Below are 26,579 nucleotides of genomic sequence, written 5' to 3' on the forward strand. Positions count from 1 at the left end.
CGCGTCCGGCGCCGGCTCACACCGGGCGCGCAATGTCCGGCAGCGGCCAGTCCAGCAAGGCCGCGACGCGCCGCACGACCCAGCGCAGCAAGGGCGGCTCGCCCCAGCCGAGCGCCTCGACCAGGCGATAGGATTTGAGCAGGATGTCGACCGGGCGCACCGAGCGGTCGCTTTCCGCCTGCACGCGCGCGCATTCGCCCGCCAGGTGCAGCGCCAGCTCCTCGCAGACATTCCAGTCCAGGCAGCGGTTCGAAGGCGTGCCGCCGGCTTCCTGCGGAAAATCGAGCGGAACGGTGGTGTAGTCCGCCGCTGTCGTATTTTGTGTGCTCATGCCCCACTTCTCGTCGATAACCGGATAGTGGACATAATACTGTATAGATGTACAGTATAGGGGTTCGACATGAATGCGGCGGCCCCGCCCCGGCGTTGTGGGATTTCCACATAGCCGTTTCTGTTCCAAAGATATTGATGCGGCTCAAGTAAAATCATGTCCGCCCGAGTTTGTGACTGTCGGGTCCCGACTCGATGCCGCCCGCTTTGTCACCGCCCTCCCCTTACCGTTCTCCTCATTTACCCATGCGCGACACCCGGCCGTCCAGCCCCCGTCAAGACCTGCAGGACATCGTCGATGCCTGCGCGGCGATCATCTGGATGGCCGACCCCGCCGGCGTGTGCACCTACCTCAATCCCGACGCCGCGCAGCGCCTCTCGAGCGGCAGCGGCGCGGTCACGGTCGACGACTGGTCCGCGTTCGTGCACGAGGACGACTGGGGTGCCATCCGCGATCTGCTGAGGCAAGAACGGCGCGGCCAGCGCGAGTACAAGGTCGAGTACCGCCTCAGGAAGTCCTGCGGCGCGGTGCGCTGGGTGCTCGAGAGCGCGGCGCCACGCTTCAACCAGGCCGGCGCCTTCGAAGGGCACGTGGGCAGCATCGTCGACATCAGCGCGCACAAGAGCGCGATCGACTCGCTGGCCAGGAGCGAGGCGCAATACCGCCTGCTGGCCGAAAACAGCAGCGACCTGATCGCCCACCTCGACGCGGACGGCCGCTACGTCTACATCTCGCCTTCGTACGCGGTCATCCTCGGCTACACGCTCGAGGAGCTGCGGCACCGGCACGCCTACGACGTGGTGTACCCGCATGACGTCGACCTGATCCGCGCCGACGTGGACTGCCAACTGCGCGACGGCGCCGCGGCCCAGGCGCTCGAGATCCGCAAGCGCACCAAGGGCGGCGCGTACCAATGGTTTTCGGTGAAGGTCAAGGTCATGCTCGAGCCCGGCACCCGGCGCAAACTGGGCTCGATCATCGTCTGCACCAGCATCGAAGCGCAGAAGGCGGCCCAGGATGCGCTGCAGGCGCACATGCTGCGGCTGGAAAGCTGGGCGCTGGTCTCGACCGACCTGATCTGGGAAGTCGACCTGCGCACCGGCACCGTCTGGCGCAGCGTCCAGGCCAGGGCCCTGTACGACCTCAAGTCGGACACGACGCGGCTGTCCGATCGCAGCTGGGAAGAGCGCGTCCATCCCGACGACAGCGCCTGGGTCATCCCCGGCTTCCTGCGGCTGCTGGACGGCAGCGTCGAGCGCTGGCAGGCCGAATACCGGCTGCGCCTGCCCGACGGCTACTACACGCACGTGTTCGACAAGGGGGCCGGGATCCGCGACCGCGACGGCCGGCTGGTCTCGGTGGTCGGCAGCTTCATCGACCTGGCCGAGCACAAGAAGACCGAGATCGAGCTGTCGCGCCTGAACCGCGCGCTGAACCTGCGCAGCGCCTGCAGCCAGCTGCTGGTGCGCGTCAAGGACCGCCACGAACTGCTCGACGGCATCTGCCGGCTGGCGCGCAACGTGGGCGGCTACATCAATGCCTGGGCCGGCTTCGCCGACGACGACGCCGGCAAGCACGTGCGCGTAGCCGCCAGCTCGGCCAACGCGGCCGACGCTTCGCTGTTGCGCGACATGGAGATCAGCTGGGACGCCGACGCACCCGGCGGCACTGGCCTCGGTCCGGCCGGCGTGGCGATCCGGACCGGCACCGTGCAGGTGATCGAGAATATCGACCGCTCGCCCGCATTCGACCGCTGGCGCGCCGTCGCCGAGCGGTTCGGCGGCAGGGCGGTGATCTGCCTGCCGCTCAAGGACGAAGGCCGCACCACCGGCGTCATGTCGCTGTACGCCAGCGAGCCGCGCCGGCCGTCGGAGGACGAGTTCCAGCTGCTGCAGGCGCTGGCCGACGAGCTCAGTTTCGGCATCGCCCACCTGCGCGTCCAGGCCGAGAAGGGACGCATGCGCGCGGCCGTCGCGACGCTGGCGGCGGGCGTCTCGTCGCATACCGATCACCGGTTTTTCGAACAGGTCGCGGTCCACATGGCGGAAGCGGTCAACGCCGATGCCGCCTTCATCTCGCTGTTCTCGCCGGCCTCGCAGCAGGGCGAGATCGTCACCGCCGTGGTGCACGGCCAGGTCATCGGCGGCTTCGCCTATGCGCTCGCGGGCACGCCCTGCGCGGCGATGTTCGCCAGCCCGGTCTGCGTGGTGAACGACGGCCTGGTCGAGCGATTTCCGAACACCCGCTCGTTCGGCGCGGCCTCGTTCCAGGCCTGCGTCGGCGCGCGCCTGGAAAACAGCGCCGGCGAGTTGATCGGTTCGGTCTTCGCGCTCTACGAGAGCAAGATCTCGGACACCGACCTGATCGAATCGAGCATGCGCATCTTCAGCGCGCGCGTGGCTTCCGAGCTGGCCAACATGCAGCACATCGCCAGGATCCGCTCGCTGGCGTATCACGACCAGCTGACCGGCCTGCCCAACCGCCAGGCGCTGCTCGAACGCCTCGAACACGACATCGGCGGCGCCACGCCCGCGCGCGCGCAGGGCGCCCTGCTGTTCATCGACCTGGACAATTTCAAGGCCCTCAACGACACGCGCGGGCACGATATCGGCGACCAGCTGCTGCAGCAGGTGGCGCAGCGCCTGCGCGCCAGCGTCCAGGGCGGCGACCTGGTCGCGCGGCTCGGCGGCGACGAATTCGTGGTCCTGCAGAGCAGCGCCGGCGAGTCCGCCGACGCCACGCGCCAGGTGGCGTGCGCGCTGGCCGAAGGCATCCGCGCGCGCTTGAGCGAGCCCTACCAGATCGGTTCCTACCAGCACCACACCACGCCCAGCATCGGCATCGTCCTGTTTTCCGACGAAGACATGACCGTCAGCGAAACGCTGAAACGCGCCGACGTGGCGATGTACCGCGCCAAGGGCATGGGCAAGAACCGCATCTGCCTGTTCGATCCGGTCATGCAAAGCGAGATGCTGGAACGCGCGCAGCTCGAATCGGACTTCCGCGACGCGCTGGCCGGCGGCCAGTTCACGCTCGAGTACCAGCCGCAGATGCACGCGCAGCGCGGCGTGTTCGGGCTTGAGGCGCTGGTGCGCTGGCGCCATCCGCACAAGGGCCTGGTCGCGCCTGGCAAATTCATTCCGTTTGCCGAAGAGTCGGGGCTGATCGTGCCGCTCGGCCTGTGGATCCTGGAGGCGGCGTGCCGCCAGATCGGCGCGTGGCAGGGCGACCCGCTGCTGGGCCGGGTCGTGGTGGCGGTGAACATCTCGGCGCGCCAGCTGCGCGATGCCGGCTTCGTCGAGGACGTCCTCGCCATCCTCGCGCGCAACGGGGCGCCGCCGGCGCGGCTCAAGCTGGAGCTCACCGAGAGCATGCTGGTCGAGAACATCGAGGACACGATCGTCAAGATGCGCGCGCTGTGCGCGGCCGGCATCTCGTTCGCGCTGGACGATTTCGGGACGGGATTTTCGTCGCTGTCCTACCTGAAGCAGCTGCCGATCGACACGCTCAAGATCGACCGCTCGTTCGTGCGCGACATCCTCACCGACAGCAACGACACCGCGATCGCGCGCACCATCGTCGCCCTGGCCCGGAGCCTGAACCTGGACGTGATCGCCGAAGGGGTCGAGACCGAAGGCGCGCGCGACATGCTGGTCAGCTTCGGCTGCGACTGCCACCAGGGCTATTTGTACAGCAAGCCGGCGCCCCCGGAGATGATCGAGGACTGGCTGCGCGCGCAGGCGCTGCAGTCAGCCTGAGCGGGCGACCCGAGCGGACGACCTGAGCGGGCGGCCGCTCAGGTTTTCGCGCGCGCCGGCTTGCCATGGCCGAGCCTGGCCGGGTCCGGCTCGTCCTTCCAGCCGCCGCCGAGCGCCTTGTACAGCGACACCGTGGCTTGCAGGCGCCTGAGCTTGAGGATGCCCATGTCGTTCTGCACGTCGGACAAGGCACGCTGGGTGTCCAGGACCGTCATGAAATCCTCTGCGCCCGACTTGTAGCGGATCTCGGACAATTCGTAGGCCTGGCGCGCCTGCTCCAGTTCGAGCGTCTTGAGGCGCTGCTGCTCGTCCAGGCTATGGATCTGGCCGAGCGCCGTGTCCACTTCCGACAAGGCCGAAATCACGGTCGCGCGGTACACCTGCACCAGTTCCTGCTTGCGCGCGATGGCGATGTCGCGTTCGCGCTTGAGGCGGCCGCCGTCGAAGATCGGCGCCATCAGCGAGGTGCTGACGTTGGCGACCAGGTTCGGGGCGTTCAGGATCGACATCAGGGCGCTGCTTTGCGCGCCCATCGATCCGGTGAGATTAATGCTGGGGAACAGGTTGGCGCGCGCGACGGCGATGTTGGCATCGGCGGCGGCCAGGTCGGCCTCGGCGCGGCGGATGTCGGGCCGGCGCCCCAGCAGTTCGGACGGCAAGCCCGGAGACACCTCGGGCAAGCTGATCGTGTCCAGGCCTTTCGGGCCGATCGAAAAAGTCTGCGGCGTCTTGCCGAGCAGGATCGCCAGCGCCGCCTGCGCTTCGCGCTCCTGCTGCATCAGGTCGGGGATCTCGGCTTTCTGCTGCGCCACGGTGGAGCGCTGGCGCGCCAGGTCGAGCGGCGAGGCCGAACCCACGCCCGCCTGCACCTCGACCAGCTTCAGGACGTGCTCGGCATTGGCGACGTGCTCGCGCGCCACGGCCAGGCGGTCGTGCAGCGACAGCACCTGCAGATAGGTCGAGACGATGCCGCTGGTAACCGTCAGCGCCACGGTCTGGCGGTCGAACCGGTTGGCTTGCAGCGAGGCCTCGGCGGAGGCCACGCTGGCCTTGTTCTTGCCCCAGAAGTCGACCTCGTACGACACCTGCACCCCGCTGTCGGCCGAGGTGCTGGAACTGCCGCGGCGGATCGGCATGGCGCGGCTGGCGTCGGTATAGACGCTGGCGGTAGGCAGCAGCGACACCCCGGCGATGCGCGCCTCGGCCTCGGCCTGCTTCACGCGCGCGAGCGCGCCCGCGAGCTCGAGGTTGCTGGACTGGCCTTCATCGACCAGCCGGGTCAGCTCCGGGCTGCCGAAGCGCTGCCACCAGTGCTTGTCGGGCCACTCCTGGTGCTCCGGCGCGGCGGCGCCGGCCCAGCCGGCCGGCAGGTCGACCTTGGGTGGCGGCTCGACGACCGGGGCATGGCTGGCGCAGCCGGCCAGCATGGCGCAGGCCAGGCCGGCCAGCAGCGCCGCTGCGCTCTGGGAATGGGGAAACTTCCGCTTCGGGGTGCGATGCGTCATGCGGGCGCCTCAGGGAGCCGGGGCCACGGCGGACGCCACCGGCGGCCTGGCGACGGAACCCGGAACCGCGGCCGGAACCGCCGGCGCCGCCAAGCCCTTGGGCACAGGACCGATCAATACCTTGTCGCCCGCGGCCAGGCCGGACAGGACCTGGGCCTGCTGGGCGTCGTGCAAGCCGATCTTGACCTTGCGCGCGGCGACCTGGGGGCCGGCCTCGACCACGTTGACCTCATACTCGCCGTCCTCGTCCGGCGCGCCCAGCGCCCTGGCCGGCAGCAGCAGCGCGTCGCGCGCCTGCGCGACCACGAACTGCACTTGCGCCGTCATGCCGCTCATCAGTTCGCGGTCCGGATTCTTGACTTCGAACAGGACCGTATAAAACGCTTCCTTGCCCTGCTCGCCGGTGCCGTCGGCCGGGATTGGAATCACCTGGCGCAGCTTGCCCGACCAGCGCTTGCCGGGATAGCCCGGGGTCGTAAAGCTCGCCGCCATGCCCGGCCGCAAGCGCGTCACGTCGCTTTCGGCCACGCGCGCCGCCACCGTCATGTCCGACAGGTCGGCGATGCGCAGCAGCGGCGCCGCCGGCTGCGAGGCGGCCACCACCTGACCCGGACGGACCGCCAGCGACACCACGGTGCCGCCGATCGGCGCCTTGACGTGGGTCTGCGCGCGCGCATCCTCGTCGATCTTCATGGTCGCTTCCAGCTCGCGGATCTGGGCCGTGATGGCGTCGACGCGCGCGCTCGCCGACGCCGCACTCATGCGCGCCGATTCGAACGCTTCCTGGCGCGTGGCGTTCTGCTCCTTGAGCTGGGTCTGGCGCTGGAACTGCAGCTGGGCAAAGTCGAGCTGGGCGCGCTGGTCGGCCAGGTCGGCCTGCAGCCGCGCCATCTGGGCGCGCGTGCTCTCGAGCTTGGCAGGCTGCTGGTTCGGGACGATTTCGAGCAGGACCTGGTCGGCCTTGACCGTGTCGCCGACGGCAACCATCACGTCCTTGACCTGGCCGCCGATCTGGGCGTAGGTATCGGCCCATTTGTGCAGCTGCAGCTTGCCGGCGGCGGCGACGGTATGTTCGATGTCTCCGCGGCGCACGGTGACGGTGTCGAGCTTGGGCGGCGCGGGCGGGGCCGTCGGTGCGAGCGGCTTGGGCGCAGGAACCGGCGGCGCGACCGGGCCGGCCAGCGCCGGCACCAGAACGGCGGCCAGCGACAGCAGTACCGCGGCGACGTCGCGCGAGGTGCGGCGCAGGTGCTCCGTCAAGGGAGAAATTCTGTATTGTTGATCAGCAGCCATGGGACTACAGCAGAAATGTGCTGAGTATACACGTTAATGGCATGCCGTTCATGGCATTGCGGAACTGTAAGAAAGCCGGCGACGCCGGCTTGCCAAAGTCGTAAGCGCTTGCGTGCTTTGCCGACAGCGTCCGGCGCCGCAAACCGCACGGCGCCGGACGCGTCGGAGTCCGCCTGACTCAGTAGGTCGCGACCAGGGTCACGCCGCTGGGCGCGGCGTAACCGTAGACCATGATGTAGTAGGTGCCGGCCGCGGGCGCCGAAATCGTGATCGTTTCCGCGGTCGTGCTGCCGGTCGAGGCCTTCAGGTACGACGAGGTGGTCGGGGCCGAACCGAGCTTGACGTACAGGTCGGCGTCGCCGCTGCCGCCCGAGGTCTTGATGGTGAGGCTGGAGCGGCCGGACGGCACCGTGATCGTGTACACCGCGGAGGCGTTCGTCGCCAGCGAGATGCCGCTGACCGGCACGCCGCTGGTCAAGGCGTTGCTCGGCGCTGTCGAGCCTCCGCCGCTGCCGATCACCGAGGCGAAGTTGGCCACGTTCAGGCTGCCGTAGCCGCTGGCGTAGTCCCAGCCCGTCTTGGCGCTGTAGCCGCCGTTGCTGCCCGAGGTAACGTCGTGGAACATCGAGGGATTGGCCGCCGCCTTCTGGTAGATCGCGCTGGCCGGGAAGCCCAGGGCGTTGCCGTTGGCCGACTGGACGCGCGCCCAGAAGCCGGTAAACAGCGGCGCCGCCAGGCTGGTGCCGCCGATCTGTTCGGAAGCGCCGCGCACCAGCACCAGCGCGCCGCTGTTGGGCGACGCGTCGAAGGCGATGTCGGGCGTGCCGCGCTTGGTCGACGAGCCGAGCACGCCGGCCGAGGTCTGCCAGCTCGGCGCGTTTTCCGTCAGCGACGGTCCGCCGCCGGCGCCGCCGCTGGCGCTCTGCTGGCAGGTGCTGGCCGAGGTGCAGGACCATACGGTCTCAGAAGTCCAGGTCGTGCCGGAGGTGTTGAGCGTCGTGCCGCCGACCGAGATCACGTACGGCGAGACCGATGGATAGCTCTGCGAGGTGGTGCTGCCGCCGCATTCATAGGCGCCGGAGTCGCCCGAGGACACCGAAAAGGTCTGGCCCTGGGCCACGGCGGTCTGGAAGATCTGGTCGTTACTGGCCAGGACGCCCGAATTCTTCGCGTCGGTCTCGCATTCGCCCAGCGACACGTTGATCACCTTGGCGACGTTGTCGGTCACGGCGCGGTTGTAGGTGCTGGTCAGGTTGGCGTCGCTCAGCGTGGTGGCGGTGTACAGGATCATCTGCTTGATGGTGCCGCCGGCGGCCGCCAGCGAATCCTGCGTGTCCATGTTCCACTCGTCGATGCCCGAGGTGTCGGAGCTGGCCGAGCCGACCGTCACGGTGGTGACGTTCGGGGTCGGATAGCCGGCCTTGCTGGCAAAGCTCTTCAGGTCGGTGATGGTGCCGGTCATCGAGCCCTGGGTGATGATGCCGATGGTGGCATTGGTCGCGCTGGGCAGGCTGGCGGCGTTGTAGATCAGCGGGAAGTCGGTCGGGTTGTGGCCGGTGGTGGCCAGCGGGTGCGCCAGCGGCTTGGCCATCGTGTGGTACATGTGGATGGTCTGCAGGCCGTGCACGGCCAGGACGATGTCGCCCAGCGACGCCGGGACGCTGACGTCGCTGGCATTGGCGAACGCGGTGCGGCCGTCGACGTCATAGCTGTGCAGCTCGGTGTTGAACGCCGTCTTGACCGCGCCCGCGCTGCCGTCGGCGGTGACGAACAACTTGTTGTCCGACACGGTGATGTTGATGAAGCCCTGCTTGCTCAGGTAGTCGGTGACGGCCTTGACCTGGGCATCGGTCGGCGAATAGTTCTGCTTGAACGCCGCCGGCGTCAGTGGCTGCGCCCTGCCCGCCATCACCTGCGCGGTGACGTTGTCCAGGTCGGCCTTGTTGCGCAGTTTCAGCGCGACGACCACCTGCACCTGCGTGCCCGCCTGCAGTGCGGCGATATGGACCGCGTTGACGACAGCGGCCTGTGTCGTGGCCACCTTGTCCGTGCTCACCAGGCGCGGCGCCTTGGTCGCGGTGGCGACCCATTGCTGTGCCTGTGCTGCAGTGCCGACGGTGGCGAGAACTGCGGCGGTCAAGGTCAATACAGTGATTTTCCGAGTGCTGATCATTATTATCCTCAATCTTTTTTAATAAAACTGATGGAGTTACGTGAGTTACAGCGTTTTGCCTCGGCAGGACGATCGGTCCTCCGGTGCTTTCCGGCCAAGTCGTCGATTGCCCTCCGGGCCGGATCGGAGAATGACGTGCATATATCGCAAACGGCCGACGAGCCACTCTACGCTTATCGATTTAACGATTACAACTTTAAAATTGTAAAGATGAGTGGATGTAATTTTTCCGCAACATAAAGAATCGGCACTTATCCAGGCCAGATTAATTAATGCGTTAAAGAAACTAAATTTTTTAACGAGCCAATTTGGCCAGAGCTGCAGATATGCTTTGCATTGCGCCGATAGTATCCACCTGGCGCAGCAAGGCGTTCGCAGCTGCTTCCCCCCCACGACTTCTGATGCTGCTGTTGAATGCAAACGCGGCGAAACATGCGATGCAGGGGCTGGATCTGCCCCAAACATTTACCCTCACGATTTGTCGGATGTGCCGCACCACTTATCAAAACCGGACGGTGTCGAAGTCAGGATCGCTAAAATACGGGAACAGCCCAACCACGAACCGGTGGCTCTGAATGGCAAAGAAAATTCTGGCGAAGTAAATACAACTCAAACCATCGTCAATACATTCAGCTCATATTGGGACCGAATTGGTTTTACTGGACGGAGATGTTCAGATAATAGATGACGGCTTTCCGCCACCTGAAATTTCTAACAAAATACCAATACTGCATTGCCTGGATCGATTTTGTTCCGGGCGACGCCTCTTTCGATTCCAAAGGAAAAACCACATCGACGGCGGGCACCGGCATATCGCATCTGGCGCTTGCCCGTCCCGATCGGCCCGCGCTTCGGACAAGCGAGGCGTCGGCAGTCTGCTAACATAGCGCTAACCCTGTATCCGGAGTTCATCGCTTGTCCCCTACCGCACGAGAAACAGCAAACTTGCTCGACCTGATCCGCACTGAATCGCGCACCTGTTCGAGGTAGGCAGCCATGGCCGTCAAATCGCCCTGTGTCGAGCTGTGCCAGTTCGACGGCAAGACCGGGCTGTGTACCGGATGCATGCGCACGCGTCTCGAAGCGCGCGAATGGAAGAAGATGACCGACCACCGCCGGCACCAGATCATCAACGAACGCGCGCGGCGCGAGAAAAAGCTGGCCGAGCGATAGCGCGGCCGGTGGAGGCAACCCATGCAAGATCCGACACGCCCTTCCCCTCCTGTGCAGCGCCGTTTCGCACAGGCGCTGACGGTCGCGCTCGGCCCGGTGGCGGTATCGTGACCTGGATCGTCACCAAATACCTGATCACGGCCGCTGTCGTGGTGCTGGTCTCCGAGTTTGCCAAACGCAGCGACAAACTGGGCGCGCTGGTCGCCGCGCTGCCGATGGTCACGGTGCTGACGCTCATCTGGCTGCATGTCGAGCGCCAGCCGGTGTCCAGGGTTGCGAACCACGCCTGGTACACATTCTGGTACGTGATGCCGACGCTGCCCATGTTCCTGGTCTTTCCGGCGCTGCTGGAACGCTTCGGCTTTTGGCCTGCCCTGGCTGCGTGCGTGGTCCTGACCGTCGTGTGCTTCGCGCTGTTTGCCGCGCTGGTCAAAAAGTTCGGCATCGACCTGATGTAGCTTGGCGCACTAGCGCGACGCCCGGACCACGCGGCCCTTGGCCAACAGCTGCGCCTTGAACCATTGACGCACGCGCGGCGTGTTCGCTTCGAATGGGAGACTGAACCAGTAAGCGCCCGCTACGAGCACCAGGTAACTGGCGCAATACACCAGGAAATCGGACAGCCGGTACGGCGAGAGCTGGCCGATGCCGAACAGCGACCACAGCAGATGCCCTATCACCAGCATCATCGGCACGTGGGCCACGTACAGGGTGAACGAGAAGTTCGCAAAGAAGCGGCCGATCCGGTCCAGCCGGTCCAGCATCGGCGTCGCGCGGCGCTTGAACTGCATGCTCGACAGGAACAGCACGAAAACCAGGCTGAACAGCAGGTACTGGAGATAGCTGTCCGGCGCGATGTCGCCCTTGCCTTTCATACGGATCGCCAGCGCACTGCAGGCCAGCAGCAGCGTCAGCCCCCAGCGCCAGACCGGTCCGGCCTCGATCCGGATGCGCGAAAACAGCACGCCCAGCAGCCAGAGCGAGAAGTACAGCAGGATGGCCGCGGGCACCAGCCGGGCGATGACGGCGATCGCCAGCAGCGCGGCGATGCGCGTTGCGCCCGGCCGCCCGGGAAACGCCAGCACCAGCAGCGGGAACAGCACGTAGTACCAGGTCTCGTTGGCCAGGCTCCACAAAGGGAAGTTGCCGCCGAACGGCGGCACGACGATGGTCTGCAGCCCGAGCAGGTTGCCGGCGAAGACGCTCGCCGAGTACGGCTCGCCTGCGTCCAACGACAGCTGCGAACGGTCGAGCAGGCCGAGCACGGCGCCCGCCAGCAGCACCACCGCGAAGGTCGGCGCCAGCACCACCCACAGCCGCGAGACCCGGTCGACCGCATAATGCTGGAACGCATGCTCCGCGCCCAGCTTGTTGAGGAAGCTGCCGCCCACCAGCCAGCCGCTGAGCACGAAGAAGACGATCACGGCCAGGTAGGCGAACCCGGTGCCGAACACCAGGCCCTGGAACAGCAAGGGTGGGCTCGTCACGGTGCCGAAACCGGGATACATCTGCGCGCGCAGGTGCGCCGCCGCGACCTGCAGCGCCGCCAGGCCGCGCAGCAAGGAAATCAGCATGGAATGCCAGGCGTCCTCCTGCAGGTTGCTCTTCCCGAGAACAGTGATCTTCGGCATACATCCCCCGTCGTGAACGATTCCGATTGACGATATAAGCCAAATGCGCTTGGCATGCTGACCCGCCCCAAGCCAAGTGGCCTGCCGCTTGCCGGGCGCTTGCGCTACGTCGCGCCGCCACGGCCGGGACGCCGAGAGCAACGGCCTGCCGATTTCCACCGGCGCGAGGGGGACGATCGGTTCCTGACGGCGGACCTGGCATCGAGCATGGCCGCGTCATGCCATCGTCATAAAGCCGCACTAGCATACGTCTGTCCGCTGCACCGGAACGGTGTCGCGACAGCCCCAGTCCGGTCGGCTCGAGCACCGGCACCATTTTCAAGGGTTTGCGCACGCAAGCCCGGGACGCCTGCGAAGGAAGCCGGTTTTGGCTTACGACGACGACACGCTCGGCGACATCCTGCGGCGCATGGCGGACCACAAGCCAGTGAACAGCCGATGCGGAAATGCTCGGCATGGCGCATCGCCGGCCGTCGACGGAGGAAGAAGATCGCAGTGAAAACCAACTATGACATGCGCGCCGTACGCCTGCTCGCGGAAGACGCCCGCTTGCGGCCGCTCACGCGGCACGTGCTCGTGACGCTGGTCTGGGCCACGCCGGTCGCGTTGCGCGGGCACGCCACCATGATTCCGCTGTCCGAACTGCTGCGCCGACTCAACACGGAAGCCGACGACCCCTGGCGCGGCACGGCCGAGCCCGAGGTGCTGAGCGCCATCGACGAACTCGACGAGGCGCACTGGAGCATGCCTTCGCTGGAAGGCGCCGCGATCGGCAGTTTTCTGAACGGCCATACCTTGTCCGAAGCCTCGGGCTTGCTTCACTTCCAGATCGACAACAACCTGATTGCGGCGCTCGATCAGATCAGCCAGCAACTGCAGGCGGATTCGGATGGTCCGCCGGAAACACGGCACTGAGCCAGGCGCCGGGCTGCGGCAATAAAAAAGCCCGCAGGGGCCGTGTGCGCCTGCGGGCCTTGGCCTGGATAAGCGGATCAGAAATTGACTTTGAATTGCAGGCCGTAGGTGCGCGGCTCGTTCAGCATGCCGGTCAGGTTGTCGAAATCGATCGCGCCGGTGACCTGGATGCGGTTCGTGATGTTGCGCGAGTACGCCGCCAGCTCGTACTTGCCATTATCCCATTTGTAGCCGACCCGCAGGCCGCCTTGGGCCAGCGGCTTGGCCTTGTATTCCCTGGCTTCGTACAGGAACATATTGTAGGTGCTGCGGTAGTCCCAGTCGGTCATGGCGTACAGGTCGCCATCCTTGTACGGCACGCTGTAGGTCAGCGTAAAGTTGCCCTGCCACGTCGGCGCGCGCGGCAACGGATTGCCGTTGATGTAGACCGTGCCCGGGAAAGGTCCGGCGGGATTGGTCACGGTACAGCCGGCCACGCCGTTGGTATTGGCGTAGTTGCCGCAGTACTGCACGAACAGCTTGCCGTCCTTGATCTCGGTCTGGTTGTAGCTGCCGCCGAGCGTCATGCGCAGGTTGTCGGTCAGGATCGCCTGCGCATCCAGTTCGACGCCCTGCCCGGTCACCTTGTCGGCGTTGATCAGCTGGTTCATGTTGACCGTGCCGCTGCCTGCGGTCAGCTGCTTGTCCTTGACGCGGTACTGGAACACGCTGGCCGACAGGCGCGCGCGGCGGTCGAACAGGTCTTCCTTGATGCCGGCCTCGTACGACAGCGCCTTTTCCGCGCCGGCGAAGGACGGTCGGTCGCTCAGGCCGCTCAGGCGCCCCTGCATGCTGGGTGCGCGGTAGCCGGTGGCGACGCGTGCGAACAGGTTGGTGTCCTTGTCCAGCGCGTACATGGCGCTGGCGTCCCAGCTGACGTTGTGGCTGGTGTTGTCGATGACGAAGGGCCCGGCCGTGGTCGCCTCGACGCGCTTGGCCGAGAAATCCTTGCTGTCGGTCGTGTAGCGCAAGCCGCCGCGCAGCTTGAGCTTGTCGCTGACCGCGTAGTTCAGGGTGCCGAAGGCGGCCCAGGAACGGGTGTCCTGGGTCTGGGTCGAGTAGAACGGATTTTGCGGATTGCCGGCGCTGAGCGAATCGAAGGCGATGCTGTCGATCTGGATGTGCTCGCGGAACAGGAACACGCCGCCGATCCATTGCAGCGGGCCGGCGTAGTTCGATTCGGCGCGGAACTCCTGCGTGAACTGGTGGTGGTTCGGCAGCACGTCGGCGGTTTCGACGGCGAACGGGATGTAGCCAGGGCCCATCGGCGGGGCGTACACCGCGCCGTAGCCGCCGTCGACGTCGGCGCGGCTGTAGAAATGCGCCGATTCGTAGCCCGTGATCGAATGCAGCGTGACCTCGCCCAGGTTCCAGTTCAGGCGCATGTTGGCGCCCTTGGTGCGCAGGGTCTGCTTGTTGATGCCGTCGGTCGGGTAATTGCCGTAGTCGAAGCCGTCGACCAGCTCGTTCGTGCCCTGCTTGATGATGTTGGCGCGGAACAGGGTCGCATTGTTGCCGAGGTCGCGCGCGTGCACGTTGAACAGCGCGCTGAAATCCTTGTTCGGCTGCACCAGCACCTGCAGGCGCAAGGCGTTGTCGTGGTAGCCCTCGAGGTCGCGGGTGCCGGTCGGACGCGGGTTGTGCACGCGGTCGTCGCGGTTCTGCGTCTGCACCGACAGGCGCGCCGCCACCGTGTCGCTCATCGGCAGGTTGTAGACGCCTTCGGCATTCTTCGCGCCGTAGTTGCCGATCCCGAGGTTCAGGTAGCCTTCGGTCTTGAACTGCGGCTTGACCGAATCGAACTTGATCACGCCGGCCGGCGAGTTACGCCCGAACAGCGTACCCTGCGGTCCGCGCAGCACCTCGATCTGGTCGACGTCGAACACCGGGAAGCCCTTGAGCATCGGGCTTTCCTGGACGATGTCGTCGACCACCAGGCCGACCGGCTGCGACGCGTTCAGGTCGAAGTCGGTATTGCCCTGGCCGCGGATATAGAAACGCGGGAACGAGCGGCCGTAATCGGATTCGACGCTGAGGCTGGGCGTGCGTCCCGACAGGAAGCGGATGTCGTCGCCGCCGGCGATCAAGGCGTCCAGGTGGTCGCCCTTCAGGGTGCTGACCGACAGCGGCACTTCGCGGATGTTCTCGGAGCGGCGCTGGGCCGTCACGATCACCGATTCCAGGCGCTGCGGCGCCAACGCGGCCTCGGGCGTGGTGTCGGCGCTGTCCTGGGCCAGCACGCAGGTGGGAAACGCGCCCGCGACGGCGAGCGCCAGGATCGACAGCGCCGGGTACAGCGAGATGGTAGGTGTCTTGGTCATCATTGTTATCAAGTCAAAAGGAAAGACTGCCGGGACGGCCCGGGGTCACCCGGGCTTGTCGATACAAATTACCTTAAGGAAATGATATCAAACGACAATTTGGTGACAAAGGGATATTTACGATATCGGGGCAAGGGTGTCCGATTCGGCGTGTTTACACGACGAGGCGATCGGCGATTCGCGGATGGCGCCAGTCACGCATGCGAGCGCCGTCCGATATGCAGGTGAAATCCCAGGTGCGCGATCCGGTCCCAGTTTCCGAAATGGGACGCAATCCGCCCCTCGGGAAGCGCGAGCCAGACCAGCGCCAGGCCGAACAGCACGCTCGCCACGTCGGCCCTGCCCTGATGCCCCGGCAGCAGCCATGGAACGGCGATCAGCCAGGCCCCGAAGGCGATGTTGGCCAAGCGCAGCGGCCGCGCCACTTCGCCCCAGGCCATGATCGAGAACGTCACCACCAGCGAGCCGACGACGTGGTCGCTGGCGGCGGCGGGTCCGCCGGTGTCGAACAGCAGGCGCGAGCACATCAGTACGACGCCGATGGCGGTGCTGACCAGGAGCGTCCAGGGCAGCGTCACGCCAGAGGTCAGCATTTCGCGCAGCACCGCGCGCGCCGGCTTTTCGAAGTCGTCCGAGTCGTCGGCGCTGCCGCCGTCCATGGTGTCGCCATGCAGCAGCAGGTACAGGAGCGGCCTGCCCTGCGCCCGCCGCGCGCGCAGGAACTGCAGCGTGGCGACGATCTCGTCGAACGAATACGGTATCTGCAACAGCATCGCGAGGGCGCCGGCCAGGCACAGCGTGCACCAGGTACCGATCACGATCGGCTGGATGATGATGAAGAACACGCTCACCGCGCCCAGCGGAACGATCAGGATGCCGAATAGCAGCACCAGCCACGGCATCGTACGCCAGCGGCGCTTGTCGCCGATCACGCCGGTCACGATTTCCAGCACGTAGACCGAGGCGCCGAGCCCGGCGTCGGCGACCGGCCAGGCTTCCGAAACCGATGATGTGACGATCCGTTCGCTGCCGCTGCCGAAGAACGGGTCCCAGGCCGCGTCGATGTGGCCGAGCTGGTAAGCCGCCAGGTAGCGCGAGATGAACAGGCCGACGAAGGCCAGCGCGATGATCGGGATGCGGTTGGTCCAGCCCGACGGACTGTAGTCCCATCCCGGCGGCGCATCCGGTCCCGTCATGCGCGCCGCCGGGCCGATACCCGGCGTCGGCGCGACCGCGACGGCCAGCGTGATCACGAGCGCGCCCACCAGGGTGTCGTTGGCGTAGGCGGCAGCGTTCGGCGTCCAGAACAAGAGCGGCGCGAACAGCAGCCACAGTCCGAGCCCGGCCACCGTCCAGCGCGCGAAGCCCGCGTCGCGCGCGAGCGACCACAGCGCGAACGCGACGATCAGGCCGCCGGTGACCACGTCGTTCGCCGCCATCCAGGTGTCCGAGAATGGCAGTCCGCGCCCGGTCGGCGTGGCCGGCTCGATGCGCTGCATCCAGTTCCGGGTCAGCCCGAACACGAACGGACTGCTCATCAGCCAGGCCCCCAGCGCGGCATTGGCGAAGTGGCACCACAGCGTGCGCTGGTGTTCGGTGCGTTCGAGCGCCCGGCAGTCCGCCAGCAGCGCCGCGCCTGCCGGCCCGCCCTGCCCGGCATCCTCCATCCAGAGCGGCAACGCGATCCGGTTGCGCCGGTACCAGGCGGCCGGATCCTGGCGCAGCCTGCCGACGATGGCGGGCAGGCTGCGCCGCAGCGCATGCAGCGGGCGCCACCCGAGCAGCTGTTCGGCCCGTGTAATGTCCAGCTCATAATGGTCGTCCGCCAGCTCGACCATGAAGGGGCGCACGAACGGCTTCTGTCCACCATCGAGGGCATCCGGCACGATGTCCTCCAGCTTGTCCTGAAGCCAGGCGCCGCCGGTGGCGACCGGTTTCGGGATGCGCCGGGTGTCCCAGGGTTCGCCATGGATCAGGTGGCCGAGCAGGTTCTGCAAGGCCGCGTAGCTTTCGGTGACGGGCTCGCCGACCAGGATCGCGGTTTCCTGCGGCAAGGCGGCGCGCCGGTCGACCGCTGCCCGGAACGCGCGCGCGACGTCCTCGATGTGCACCAGGGCCTGGCCGTGCGTGGGGTCGCCGGGAAACACGCGACTTTGCATCTGGCGCTCGTGGATGCGCTGGATCTGCCAGGCCAGCGACGGCAGCTCGCAGTCGTCCGTGTACACCCCGGCGATGCGCACGACCAGCGCCGGGATCGCGCCGCGCGCCCCCGCAACCACCTGTTCGGCCGCCAGCTTCGAGCGCGGATACGGCCATGCCGGCGCCAGTGGCGCGTCTTCGCGGATCGACCGTCCGGGCGCCGTCGGCGCGTGCACCAGCATCGTGCTGGCATACACGAACTGCTCGACCTCGAACGATTGCAGCGCACGCAGCAGGCGCCGGGTGCCTTCGACGTTGATCGCGTCGTAGGCGGGGTTCTCCTCGCCCGAGAAATCGTAGAAGGCCGCCAGGTGGATCACCGACGCGATCCGGTTCCCGTAACGTTCCTGCAAGAGGGCGCAAGCCCTGTCCAGCGCCGCATCGGAACCGATGTCGGCGTCGATGCAGTGTTCGCCCTGGCAGCGGCGCTCCAGGCCGACGACGGTGTAGGTGTCCGCCAGCGCGGCGCCGATCGCACTGCCGAGCCTGCCTTCCGAACCCGTGATGAGCACTACCGGCTTCGACGATTCCATGTCGTTCTCCCTTGCTGGTCCTCGCTTGCGCGAGCGCGCAACCCTTGTGGACTCAGACCACGCGTGCGGCGGAAAGATCGAGCTTGATTGCGTTTCGGTGTAGCCCAATTCGTCGCATTGACACACGTCTATGTTACGGTCAAGATGCAGAGCGCGCTGGAAAGCTTTCCATATCCATCCGCATAGCCGAGCCAGACATTACAAAGAGATGGAGACACAGATGACGATCCCGTTCCACCGCACCGCGATCGCCCTCGCGCTCGGCCTGCCCCTCGGCTTGGCCGCAGCGACGGCATGGGCCGAGCCACAGGCTGACGCGCCTGCAGGGGCAGCGCTGACCGAGTGGCCGCGCATCAAGAGCGCTATTCGAACGGACGCGGCCCTCGAGGCGCGCGTCGCCGAGATCCTCAAGCAGATGACGCTGGCCCAGAAGCTCGGCCAGATGACGCAGGCCGAGATCAAGAGCGTCACCCCCGACGACGTACGCAAGTACTACCTCGGCTCGATCCAGAACGGCGGCGGCAGCTGGCCGGGCAACGACAAGCACGCCTCCACGGCCGAGTGGGTCAAGCTGGCCGACGCCTTCTACGACGCCTCGATGGCGACCGACATGGCGATCAAGGTGCCGGTCATCTGGGGTACGGATGCGGTGCACGGGCATAACAACGTCTACGGTGCGACGCTGTTCCCCCACAATATCGGCCTGGGCGCCATGCGCGATCCGGCGCTGGTGCACGACATCGCGGCCGCGACCGCGCGCCAGGTGCGCGCCACCGGCATTCCCTGGGCGTATGCGCCGACCATCGCCGTGGTGCGCGACGACCGCTGGGGGCGGACCTACGAAAGCTTCTCGGAAGACCCGCTGCTGGTCAAGGGTTACGCCGCCGCTTACGTGGACGGCATGCAGGGCAGCCTCAAGGGCGACGGCAACGTGCTGGTCACGGCCAAGCACTTCATGGGCGACGGCGGCACCGAGAACGGCAAGAACACGGGCGTGACCAAGGCGTCCGAGCGCGACATGATGAACATCCATGCCCAGGGCTACTATGGCGCGCTGGGTGCGGGCGCGCAGGTCGTGATGGCCTCGTTCAACAGCTGGAACGACACCACGGCCGGCCAGGACCATGGCAAGGTGCACGGCAGCCGCTACATGCTGACCACGATCCTCAAGGAGAAGATGGGCTTCGACGGCTTCGTCGTCAGCGACTGGAACGGGCAAGGCGAAGTGCCCGGCTGCCGCGTCGACAGCTGCGCGCAAGCGATCAACGCCGGCATCGACCTGATGATGGCGCCGGAACAATGGAAAGCATTTATCGCCAACACGACGGCGGACGTCGAGGCCGGACGCATTCCGATGTCGCGCATCGACGATGCCGTGACCCGCATCCTGCGCGTCAAGCTGCGCGCCGGCTTGTTCGGCAAGCGGCCGTCGAGCAACCCGTACGCCGGCAAGGACAAGGCGCTCGACGCGCGCGACCTGGCGCGCCGCGCCGTGCGCGAGTCCTTGGTGCTGCTCAAGAACGAAGGCCCTGCCCTGCCGCTGCGCAGCGGCAAGCGCATCCTCGTGGTCGGCAAGGCCGCCGACAGCATGTCCAGCCAGACCGGCGGCTGGACGCTCACCTGGCAAGGCACCGGCAATACCAACGCCGACTTCCCGAACGGCGTAACGATCCTGGCCGCGCTGCGCGCCGCCGCCGGCAGCGCGAACGTGACTTACAGCGCGGACGCGAAGGACGTCGACCCGTCCGCATTCGACGCCGTGGTCGCCGTCGTCGGCGAAGCGCCGTATGCGGAAGGCGACGGCGACATCGGCCTGTCGTCGACGTTGCGCCACAGCGCCCGCTATCCGGACGACCTGGCCGTGCTGCAGGCCGTGCACGGCAAGGGAAAGCCGGTGGTGACCGTGTTCCTGTCCGGCCGCCCGCTGTGGGTGAACGACCTGTTGAACCTGTCCGATACCTTCATCGCGGCGTGGCTGCCGGGCACCGAAGGGCGCGGCGTGGCGGACATGCTGGTGAGCGCCAAAGGGGCGCCCTCCCCCGACTTCCGCGGCACCTTGTCGTTCTCGTGGCCCAAGAGCGTGTGCCAGACGCCGCTGAACGTCGGCGACGCCGGGTATGCGCCCCTGTTCGCGTATGGCTACGGCCTGCGCAAGGGGTCGCGTTCGCATCTGGGCATGCTGGACGCGACCTACCCGGCAGGCGGCTGCGGCAACTCGACGACCTATCCCGTCTTCGGCCAGGCCGACCGCGCCAGCTTCCCGTTACGGCTGCGTGCCGGCTCGGCGGTGCTGCCGCTGGGCGCCGACCTGAACGCGACGTTCGCGCTGCCGGGCGTGAAGGCCAGCACCGCGCAGGTGACGCAGCAGCAGGATGCCAAGCTGGTCATCTGGACCGGACCAGCCGTGTTCGAAGCCCACGGCGAGCGTCCGCTGGCCTTGTCGCAGGCGGCGCTGAAGGATGGCGCGCTGCAGTTCGAGACGCGCGTCGAAACGGCGCCGTCCGGCCGCGTGTTGCTCGGGATGACGTGCGCGGCACAGGCGTGCGGGTCGCCCCTGGATGCGACCCGGCTGTTCACCGGACTCGTCGGCAAGGGCCGCCAGGTGGTGAAGGTGCCGCTGGCATGCTTCACCGGGCGCGGCGTCGATCTGGCACGTGTCGACACCCCGTTCGCGGTCGAGAGCACGGGGACGTTCTCGGCGGCGTTCGCGGCGGTCGACGTGGTGGGTGGCGCGGCGCGGGATGGCGATGCGGTGCGCTGCGAAGACCTGCGTTAGCATATTGCATGAGGCGCACAACGCGAAGCGACGCGGCGGCTGCGCCGCCGTCCTTCGCTCGTGCGGCCTGTTCTTGAATGTGTTGCCGATCTTTTCGATAGACTCGAGCCGAACTCGCGGTCAGCGTCGGAAGTATTCGCGGGCAAGCCGCATCAGTCGCGCTTGTAGCGCAGCCATACTCCGCCGCCGTCCTGGATTTCCGCAGACGCGAGCTTGAGATAAGCGGGCGTCGTCCAGGCATCCTTGGCGATTTCGAACGATGCCGGGTGCTCGCCACGGCCATCGATGAGCGGCAATATCAATACGCTCACTTCGTCAATCAGGCCTGCGTTGACGAACGATCCGCTGACGTGAGGACCGCCTTCCACGATCAGGCGTTTTGTGCCGAACTCGTCGGCCAGAGTCTGGAGGACATGCGCCAGATCGATCTCGGTCTTGCCGCCGAAGATATACGACACCTGGATCGATTGCAGATAGGCCAGGTAATCGTCGGCGACCGCCTCGGTGACGACGGCGACCACGTGCGAGCCCAATGCCTCGTTGCTCTTCCAGGCCACCTTGCCGTGCCCGTCGATCGAAATGGCGTAGGACTGCGCGTCGCGCTTTGCGATATACGGCGAACGTGGAATAGGCTCACGCGCCAGCCCTTTCGGATAATCGTCACCATGGGCGATTTCCTGCATGGTGGTTCGGCCACAGATCCAGCCATCGAACGCGAAGGTCTGCGCCAGTTTTTCATACAGATCGCCAGCGGCTTTCTTGAACGGCCGGTCCCACCCGTCGGTCAGGGCATGCCCATCGATCGACGACATCATGTGGCAAATTACGTAAGGTTTCATCCAACTCTCCAAAAGCGAACGGTAAGTCATGCATCAACGCCGGCGACACCTGATTGCACGAGGGCCTGACGTTGCGCTGCACGCCGATCGTAAAGCGACCCATTCATGCGACCCAGTTTGCCTGATTGACGACAATCATGGCACGCGCCACGAACCCGACCTTCGCCGTCCATGGCTTGATGAACCGGCGGTCGGGCTTGGCCCCTACCCAACTGGCCTTGCTATCGGCGCCTCGATGATGAGCACGCTGACCGAGTCGCGAATCGTCGATCCAGCTGGGCGTATCGAAAGCGGATGCCGCCGATATCGCGGCATATTTGATGGATCCGGACAGCGCGAATCAACGCGGCGGCTCGGCCGGCATCCTTCGCTTGTGCATCGTGCGGGTATAGGCCGTGACGATCTTGTCGAACGCGTCCTGGCCGATTTCCTTCCCTTCGAGAAAATCGTCGATTTCATCGTAGCTGCAGCCGAACGCTTCCTCGTCCGGCTTCTGCGGGGCCAGGTCTTCGAGGTCGGCAGTGGCCTGTTTTTGCGCCGTGCTGTCCGGCGCGCCAAGTTCGCTGGCCAGCGCGCGCACCTGGCGCTTGTTCAGATGGGCCAGGGGCGCGATATCGTAGCCGCTGTCGCCGTACTTCGTGAAAAAGCCCATCACGGCTTCGCCCCCGTGATCGGTGCCGACCACCACCCCGCCGGTGGCGCCGGCCAGGGCGTACTGGGCCACCATGCGCTGGCGCGATTTGATGTTCCCGAAAATAAAATCGCGCTCGCCGGGGTCGTCCGTGCCCAGGTGGTTGCCGAGCGCCGCCAGCATGGCTTCCGACGCCGGTGCGATGTCGACCGTGACCACGCGGTCGGGCCGGATGAACGCCAGCGCGCGCTGAGCATCGTCCTCGTCGGCCTGCGCCCCATGCGGCAGACGCATGGCGATGAAACTGGCCTCGCCGCCCTGCGCGCGGATGCGCTCGACGGCCAGTTGCGCCAAGCGGCCGGCGGTCGCCGAATCGACGCCGCCGCTGATGCCCAGCACGTAAGTGCGCCCGTGGTGCTCGGTCAGATAGCGTGCCAAAAAGTCGACGCGCCGCTCCACTTCCGCCGCTGCATCGATGTGCGCTTGCACGCCAAGGTCGGCGATGATCTCTTTTTGCTTCTGTAGTTGCTCGTCGTGCATCGTATTCCCTCACAATTGCGATACCGGTCGTGGCAGATTCTTGCACACTCCAGCAGCCTGAGCACGCACGTCACCACTCTCCCGAGGCGACGGAGGGAAGCACTGATTGGTTCGGTGGGACGTGGTTCCATCGGTGCGCCGACCTGAGACAAGATCGACATTTCACACTACGTCGAAGACGTGCAAGGCGCTTTTCCGACCTCGAACATGCTGCCCGCGCGACGGGCCATTTCGACCTGTCGGAGACCTTCCTGATTGAATTTCACACAAGCGCGCTCACGGGCAAGGAATATCACCTGCCCTGTACCCCAATGATTCGGCGCTTGCGATGGTCAAGGCGATGGGCAGCTTCAGGCGCAGGCTGACGAGTGAAATCAATGGTTGGTAGGAAACAGCCGTACACGTGCCGGCACTCGCTCCTTCCTGACAGATGCGGGCCTGGACGGCACGGATACAGCTCGCGCTATTGGGGTCATTCATGCAGTTGACCCGATTTCTTGCCGGGCAGCTCGGCATGGACCCAGGTGAAATGCGCTGCAATGCCAATCCATTTGCAGGCAGGTACAGGTAGTCGATCCGGACGTTCCGGTAGGTGATTGGACTGCCGAATGGCAAATTCCCGCTTTCCTCATCAAGGACTGCGCGCTTACGCGCAAGGTTCAGCGCATCCGCGTCGTTGAACGAGATATTCGCTGCGGCGTGTGCCGCGCTCCGGGTCACCTCGGCCATGGTGTTATACATATACATTGCACGAGCAAATTCGATAATCCCGAACACGACCGTGAAGAATAACAAAGCGACAAACGCGAACTCGACGGAAGCTACCCCTTTCTGATTGAACCTTTGTCTGAACCTGGGCTTGATGGGATGCGCTTTAGTTGCCGACATAATAACTTCTCCCTGTCGCATCGATCTGAATTGCGATCGGGCCAGTATCCCCGGTGAACATCGATGTGAGCGGAGACAGGAAAGGGTCTTCAACGGTCATTTCCACGTAAACAGAAACCATTTTCGGCAGGACCGCTGTTTTACTTGTCAGACATGGACCTGAGTCGCAATACACAAATGCCACAGGAAAATTAGTCCCTGGATTGAGCTCCTCCAACTCCGAGACAGCGATGGCCCTCGCCGCCTCCACGACAAATGCATTACCGGTGGGTGATTGCGTTTTCAATTCTGTTGCACTTGCGGAAGCAAGAAACCTCGCGGCATCGTGCGCAGCCTTTTCGGCCACCGTGTAATGCCACATGAACCGGCAGACAAACAGTGAGCCCGCGAGCAATGGGAGAAGTATCCACAGCATGACCGTAGCAAATTCGACGGTGACCGAGCCCAGCTCTCTCCGCTCGATACGTGGAAGCCTTTTCATAAAATTAACTCCACAGGACCAGAGACCGTTTCTTGTGAGGTGGCGCCCGCAAACTCTCCGTAGACACCATTCGCGTCCGCGACAACCGTCATGAAAAACTTCCCGATTGCCACCACTGTCCCAGGGGAGCCAGCCACAGGACAGCTCAGTAAGGGGACGTTAAGCACCCGACGGTACTTGATGCCAGGTGGATGAACTGTAGGGGCCGTGGTCTGGGTAAAATACGGCGGCGACTGTGCTCCGGTCTTGGCGTCTGTCGGGTAAGAACTTACACCCGGGCCTGGACGGTACAACGATTGCCATACCATGGCGGCCGCCTGAAACGGAACGTAACCCGCTGGAGGTTCGGATTGCCCCGCCGTGTAAGAGGACCAGGGAACCGCCATGGCAAAGGTCCATAAAGGTCCATAACGCGTCGGCGTCTGATCGGCCGTCGGAGCCAGGTCGGCAATTGTCTGCAGCCTGTTTGCGGAGCTTGCGGGGTCGGCAACCTGGACCACCGGTTTAGTCATCCAGCCAATGCTTCCGAAGGGGTACTGCCTGATGTTCGAATCCGGCGGTGCCGAAATGGCATTGCACTGTCCATTGGACGCGTCAAAGCGGGAATTCAGCTGGTTGGCGAACTGGCTGATCGTGAAGCTGCTCAGCACCTTGACCGATTGGCCGATGACTTTTGGAAGCTCCACTGTCCCGGTACACATGTATGCCCCGACGACATCCACTGCGGAACCCGCACTATTGGACGATTGACTGACGGGGTCGATGACATAGCTCTGGCCCGTCGCTGTGTTCGGGCTCAGCTTCAGCAGGTTATATCCGACCCCGCGCCGAAAACCGTACTCTCTCAACTCCGAATACGCCGCCCCATTCAGGTTCTCCCTGCGGTCGATCGGATTGCTCGGATCCTGAGACATTGCGCATATGGCAAACGGCACGACATTGAGCCTGCGCCTGCCTGCTACTGCCGTGTGCGATATCTGCAATTCCTTCTTATTTCCCAGTAAACCTTTGAACCAAAGGTCCATGGTTCCGTATTGAGGGTTTAAATCGTCCGTGTCTATCTTCACGTATGCGATTCCCCCTGGCGACGCTTTTGCTGATTCGGCAGCCAGCCATTCTGTGCTACCGTCTGGCGATGTGGAAAATTTCAGCGCACTATCGGAAAAGACCATCGTGCTCTGATATTGATAGTGAGGTCGCGTCAACTCATACCCGCCTTCCACTACATCATGCGCGGCGATGACTGCGTTGCTGATGCCGTTCGCGGTACCATCGAGTTGTTTTGCCGCGGAGAGCGCAATGGCATCGGCAAGGGAATGCATCTCGGCCTTCCTGTTGTAGATTCGCGCTGACTCGATAGCGAGCGCCAGGAGGCCAATAATCACGGGTAGCAGCACGGCAGTCATGATGCCAACCGCTCCATGCTGCCGACGTGTGTGGCGGTACCGTACAACCCGATATGGTGTCGACACCGGCTCGTTCGCGTTGTCCAACGCGGTGTGTCTTGATCTTTGAGCTGTTTTCCTCATCGGCCCTCCGCACGTCCACAGACAGGCAAGCCTTGTAGCAACGCAATTGCCAACGAGAAAATATTAGTGTGCGCTGCTGCCAGGCCTTTGAGCGGCCACAAGCTAATGGCGCCGTATCTGAAGGGATAAAGCCTAACTGAAACAGCTATAGAGGGTAGTTAAGGAGTATCAAGGTTTCGCAGCCATTATGAATGCGAATTCTTCACGAGCCTTCGACTTCAGAACTCACCTGGAAGCCTTTACGCAAAACCTGCCCGCAACGTGTCAGCTATTCGTATGCCATCCCACGAGCGAGCTGCGGACACACCTAGGACCTTGCATGTCCCTTGAGCAAGCCCGAAATGATCGACAGCAGCCGGTCGCCCGCTCCAGGCGCCCGGCTTTATCGCCCCGCCGCGCCATGCTCTGCAGGTCGAGCGGGCGCGTAAGCCGGTGGCGCGCCAGCGCCGCGCCGCCTACCGCGACCACGTCCGCGCCGAAGCGCGACGTGCGGATTTCCGGCGCGGTCAGCATCGCGGCATCCGCGTACTCGCCCAGCACCCGCCGCGCCGGCGCGATCAGCGTGTCGCCCAGCCGCACCGCCGGTCCGCCGATGACGATCGCCATCGGGTCGAACGCAGCCCACAAATTGTTCAGCAAGATCCCAAGCTGCTCACCCGCCACGGTCACCGCCGCGCAGGTTTGCGGATGGCCCTGTGCCACCTTCTCGAACAGCTGATCGAGGGCGGTATGGCTCGGCTTCTCCGTCCCCAGCAGCGATCCCAGTCCGATCAGCGCATCCGCACAGCCACGCCGTCCGCACGAGCACAGCGGCCCGTTGGCCTGCAGGATCGCGTGCCCCACTTTGCCCGCGAAACCTTTCTGGCCGGTGAGCAGGTTGTCGCCGACGATCACGCCGGCGCCCACGCCGTAGCCTATCGACAGATAGACCAGCGGGTCCGTGCCGGCCTGCCCGGTGAATTCGAATTCGGCCAGCGCCGAGACGTTCGCCTCGTTCTGCAGGTGCAGCGGCAGCCCGGCCAAA

General features: G+C 65.1%; 19 protein-coding genes. 6 read left to right on the forward strand and 13 right to left on the reverse strand.

The genetic code is table 11. From position 1 onward, the window contains the following. Nucleotides 1-16: 16 nt before the first annotated feature. Nucleotides 17-331 carry a hypothetical protein gene (locus FA90_RS09490; protein ID WP_036168296.1) on the reverse strand — a complete coding sequence of 105 codons (315 nt, stop codon included), beginning with the start codon at nucleotides 329-331 and terminating at the stop codon, nucleotides 17-19. Nucleotides 332-576: 245 nt separating this feature from the next. On the opposite strand from FA90_RS09490, the gene FA90_RS24930 reads away from it, so the two are divergent. Next, a complete protein-coding gene (locus FA90_RS24930) occupies nucleotides 577-4,089 on the forward strand; it encodes an EAL domain-containing protein (protein ID WP_051971648.1) in 3,513 nt (1,170 codons plus the stop codon). A 38-nt stretch (nucleotides 4,090-4,127) separates the two neighbouring features. On the opposite strand, the gene FA90_RS09500 is transcribed toward FA90_RS24930, so the two are convergent. From FA90_RS09500 to FA90_RS09510, 3 genes are all read right to left on the reverse strand, one after another. After that, on the reverse strand, nucleotides 4,128-5,594 hold the full coding sequence (locus FA90_RS09500) for an efflux transporter outer membrane subunit (RefSeq protein WP_051971649.1): 1,467 nt from the start codon (nucleotides 5,592-5,594) through the stop codon (nucleotides 4,128-4,130). Between the two features lie 9 nt (nucleotides 5,595-5,603). After that, on the reverse strand, nucleotides 5,604-6,854 hold the full coding sequence (locus FA90_RS09505; protein WP_051971650.1) for an efflux RND transporter periplasmic adaptor subunit: 1,251 nt from the start codon (nucleotides 6,852-6,854) through the stop codon (nucleotides 5,604-5,606). Nucleotides 6,855-7,065: 211 nt separating this feature from the next. Next, complete coding sequence (locus FA90_RS09510) at nucleotides 7,066-9,027, reverse strand: protease pro-enzyme activation domain-containing protein (protein WP_051971651.1); 1,962 nt, start codon at nucleotides 9,025-9,027, stop codon at nucleotides 7,066-7,068. Between the two features lie 717 nt (nucleotides 9,028-9,744). On the opposite strand from FA90_RS09510, the gene FA90_RS26925 reads away from it, so the two are divergent. The 3 genes from FA90_RS26925 to FA90_RS09520 all read left to right on the forward strand — a co-directional run bounded on the left by FA90_RS26925 (nucleotide 9,745) and on the right by FA90_RS09520 (nucleotide 10,691). Next, the gene (locus tag FA90_RS26925; RefSeq protein ID WP_197065270.1) at nucleotides 9,745-9,942 is read left to right on the forward strand and encodes a hypothetical protein; all 198 of its coding nucleotides are present in this window, start codon (nucleotides 9,745-9,747) and stop codon (nucleotides 9,940-9,942) included. Between the two features lie 114 nt (nucleotides 9,943-10,056). Beyond that, nucleotides 10,057-10,233, forward strand: coding sequence for a DUF1289 domain-containing protein (locus FA90_RS09515; protein ID WP_036168302.1), 177 nt, complete (start codon nucleotides 10,057-10,059; stop codon nucleotides 10,231-10,233). A 107-nt stretch (nucleotides 10,234-10,340) separates the two neighbouring features. Then, complete coding sequence (locus tag FA90_RS09520; RefSeq protein ID WP_036168305.1) at nucleotides 10,341-10,691, forward strand: DUF3147 family protein; 351 nt, start codon at nucleotides 10,341-10,343, stop codon at nucleotides 10,689-10,691. Between the two features lie 9 nt (nucleotides 10,692-10,700). Here FA90_RS09520 and FA90_RS09525 read toward each other — a convergent pair whose 3' ends face one another. Continuing rightward, nucleotides 10,701-11,864, reverse strand: coding sequence for an acyltransferase (locus tag FA90_RS09525; protein ID WP_036168307.1), 1,164 nt, complete (start codon nucleotides 11,862-11,864; stop codon nucleotides 10,701-10,703). 495 nt (nucleotides 11,865-12,359) lie between these two features. On the opposite strand from FA90_RS09525, the gene FA90_RS09530 reads away from it, so the two are divergent. Further along, nucleotides 12,360-12,779 (forward strand): hypothetical protein, encoded by a 420-nt coding sequence (locus tag FA90_RS09530; protein WP_036168311.1) that lies wholly within the window; start codon nucleotides 12,360-12,362, stop codon nucleotides 12,777-12,779. 77 nt (nucleotides 12,780-12,856) lie between these two features. Here FA90_RS09530 and FA90_RS09535 read toward each other — a convergent pair whose 3' ends face one another. After that, on the reverse strand, nucleotides 12,857-15,139 hold the full coding sequence (locus tag FA90_RS09535) for a TonB-dependent receptor (RefSeq protein ID WP_036175067.1): 2,283 nt from the start codon (nucleotides 15,137-15,139) through the stop codon (nucleotides 12,857-12,859). 194 nt (nucleotides 15,140-15,333) lie between these two features. After that, entirely contained in the window at nucleotides 15,334-17,871 is a 2,538-nt protein-coding gene (locus tag FA90_RS09540) for an NAD-dependent epimerase/dehydratase family protein (protein WP_051971652.1), read from the reverse strand. A gap of 220 nt (nucleotides 17,872-18,091) precedes the next feature. Between FA90_RS09540 and FA90_RS09545 the strand changes: the two genes are divergently transcribed. After that, the gene (locus FA90_RS09545; RefSeq protein ID WP_036175070.1) at nucleotides 18,092-20,647 is read left to right on the forward strand and encodes a glycoside hydrolase family 3 protein; all 2,556 of its coding nucleotides are present in this window, start codon (nucleotides 18,092-18,094) and stop codon (nucleotides 20,645-20,647) included. 152 nt (nucleotides 20,648-20,799) lie between these two features. On the opposite strand, the gene FA90_RS09550 is transcribed toward FA90_RS09545, so the two are convergent. The 6 genes from FA90_RS09550 to FA90_RS24935 form a co-directional block, all read right to left on the reverse strand. Further along, nucleotides 20,800-21,486, reverse strand: a complete 687-nt coding sequence (locus FA90_RS09550) for a dihydrofolate reductase family protein (protein ID WP_036168313.1) — start codon at nucleotides 21,484-21,486, stop codon at nucleotides 20,800-20,802. Nucleotides 21,487-21,826: 340 nt separating this feature from the next. Continuing rightward, a complete protein-coding gene (nadE, locus tag FA90_RS09555; RefSeq protein WP_036168316.1) occupies nucleotides 21,827-22,657 on the reverse strand; it encodes an ammonia-dependent NAD(+) synthetase in 831 nt (276 codons plus the stop codon). Nucleotides 22,658-22,933: 276 nt separating this feature from the next. Beyond that, entirely contained in the window at nucleotides 22,934-23,545 is a 612-nt protein-coding gene (locus FA90_RS09560; RefSeq protein WP_036168319.1) for a TadE/TadG family type IV pilus assembly protein, read from the reverse strand. Next, on the reverse strand, nucleotides 23,532-24,026 hold the full coding sequence (locus tag FA90_RS09565) for a TadE/TadG family type IV pilus assembly protein (RefSeq protein ID WP_036168322.1): 495 nt from the start codon (nucleotides 24,024-24,026) through the stop codon (nucleotides 23,532-23,534). Before FA90_RS09565 ends, FA90_RS09560 begins: the two co-directional genes overlap by 14 nt. Next, nucleotides 24,023-25,555, reverse strand: a complete 1,533-nt coding sequence (locus tag FA90_RS09570) for a TadE/TadG family type IV pilus assembly protein (protein ID WP_081933758.1) — start codon at nucleotides 25,553-25,555, stop codon at nucleotides 24,023-24,025. The genes FA90_RS09565 and FA90_RS09570 overlap by 4 nt, the downstream gene beginning before the upstream one ends. A 264-nt stretch (nucleotides 25,556-25,819) precedes the next feature. Further along, nucleotides 25,820-26,578 carry an ROK family protein gene (locus FA90_RS24935; RefSeq protein WP_051971654.1) on the reverse strand — a complete coding sequence of 253 codons (759 nt, stop codon included), beginning with the start codon at nucleotides 26,576-26,578 and terminating at the stop codon, nucleotides 25,820-25,822. Nucleotide 26,579: the final 1 nt, after the last annotated feature.

This window comes from Massilia sp. 9096 (genome assembly GCF_000745265.1).
Lineage (GTDB): Bacteria > Pseudomonadota > Gammaproteobacteria > Burkholderiales > Burkholderiaceae_D > Telluria.